General features: G+C 72.5%; 2 protein-coding genes. Both read right to left on the bottom strand.

Annotated elements, in window-relative coordinates:
* Window positions 1-220 precede the first annotated feature (220 nt).
* Window positions 221-700 carry an ATP-binding protein gene (locus H5J30_RS33555; RefSeq protein WP_181791528.1) on the bottom strand — a complete coding sequence of 160 codons (480 nt, stop codon included), beginning with the start codon at window positions 698-700 and terminating at the stop codon, window positions 221-223.
* Window positions 701-821: 121 nt separating this feature from the next.
* A complete protein-coding gene (bldG, locus tag H5J30_RS33550) occupies window positions 822-1163 on the bottom strand; it encodes an anti-sigma factor antagonist BldG (protein WP_018835875.1) in 342 nt (113 codons plus the stop codon).
* Window positions 1164-1355 lie beyond the last annotated feature (192 nt).

The raw sequence follows: 1355 nt of genomic DNA, 5'->3' as shown, positions 1-1355 counted from the left end.
GCGGCGGCCGACCGGGGGCAGGGGCGCAGGCGCGGCAGGCGTACGGGCGGCGGTCGTGCCCGGCGCGGGCGCGGGCGGGTCGGCCCGTAGAGGCGTCAGATGCGGCGTGAGCGGGCCGGGTCGGCCGTCATGTCCCGGCTCTGCCCCGAGTGCGCTCAGGCCCGCCGCACGTGCGTGCGGCGGGTTGTGCCGTACGGCCCTCGGGCGGGCCGTACGGGCGTCAGGAGCCCGCCGCGGCGGAGGCGGCCGGCCAGCTCATCCGGATCGTGCCGCCGGCCTCGCCCGCGGTCACCTCGACGTCGTCGACCAGTCCGCTGATGACCGCGAGGCCCATCTCGTCGTCTATGCCGGCCTCGTCGCCGCCGGGACCGCTCGCGTTCCCGTCGCCGTCCGGGTCCGGGTGGGTCTCGGCCGTGCTGCGGGCCGCGGGCACGTGGCCGGAGGCCGCCGTCGGCGCGTCGTCACCGACCTCGATGGAGAACTTCTTCTCCTCCTCGGTGAGCACCACGCGCACCGGCCCCGAGAGCCCGTTGTGCTGGTGCAGCCCGACGGCGCGCAGGCACGCCTCGCCGACGGCGAGGCGCACCTCGTCCAGCACCGCTTCGTCCACACCCGCCCTGCGCGCGACCGCGGCCGCCACCAGGCGGGCCGTGCGGACGTGCTCGGGAAGGGCACTGAAGCGCAATTCAACGGTGGGCATGCCATCCCCTTCACGTCATCCCACGCCATCCCGTATCGCCACGGGAACCATCCGTACCGGAGCCGACCGCAGAGGGACCCGGCGCGCGGCCCGGTCCCTCCGCAGCAAGCGGCGTCCTGCGTCAGTCCTTCGCGGCGACGGCTTCGTCGACCGAGGTGTGGATGGGGAACACCTTGGTCAGGCCCGTGATACGGAAGATCTTCAGAATGCGCTCCTGGTTGCAGACCAGGCGGAGCGAGCCCTCGTGCGCCCGGACCCGCTTCAGCCCGCCGACGAGGACGCCCAGGCCGGTGGAGTCGAGGAAGTCGACCCGCTCCATGTCGACGACCAGGTGGTAGCTGCCGTCGTTGACCAGCTCGACCAACTGCTCGCGCAGCTTGGGGGCGGTATACACATCAATCTCGCCACCGACTTCGACGACCGTGCGGTCGCCCACGGTACGCGTCGACAGAGACAGGTCCACGGATCCTCCAGCACTTTCAGCGAGCGGCTGCCCCGGGCGTCCCCCGCCGTCCGGCCGGAGACGGATCGGCATCCGCCATGGCATTCAATCACTTACCCCCGGGCGTGCACGACGCCTTGGGGGCATTGTCCGTCGCATCGGTGACACACTCGTGCCGATGGACGCGAACGAGTGGAGGGACGCGAACGAGCC

This window comes from Streptomyces phytophilus (assembly GCF_013870535.1).
GTDB classification, from domain to species: Bacteria; Actinomycetota; Actinomycetes; order Streptomycetales; family Streptomycetaceae; genus Streptomyces; species Streptomyces phytophilus.
This window is presented reverse-complemented; position numbering and strand designations above follow the sequence as displayed.

Bases quoted from the DNA above. Each gene is read 5' to 3' on its own strand.
- H5J30_RS33555 (WP_181791528.1), bottom strand. From the start codon at position 700: ATGCCCACCGTTGAATTGCGCTTCAGTGCCCTTCCCGAGCACGTCCGC.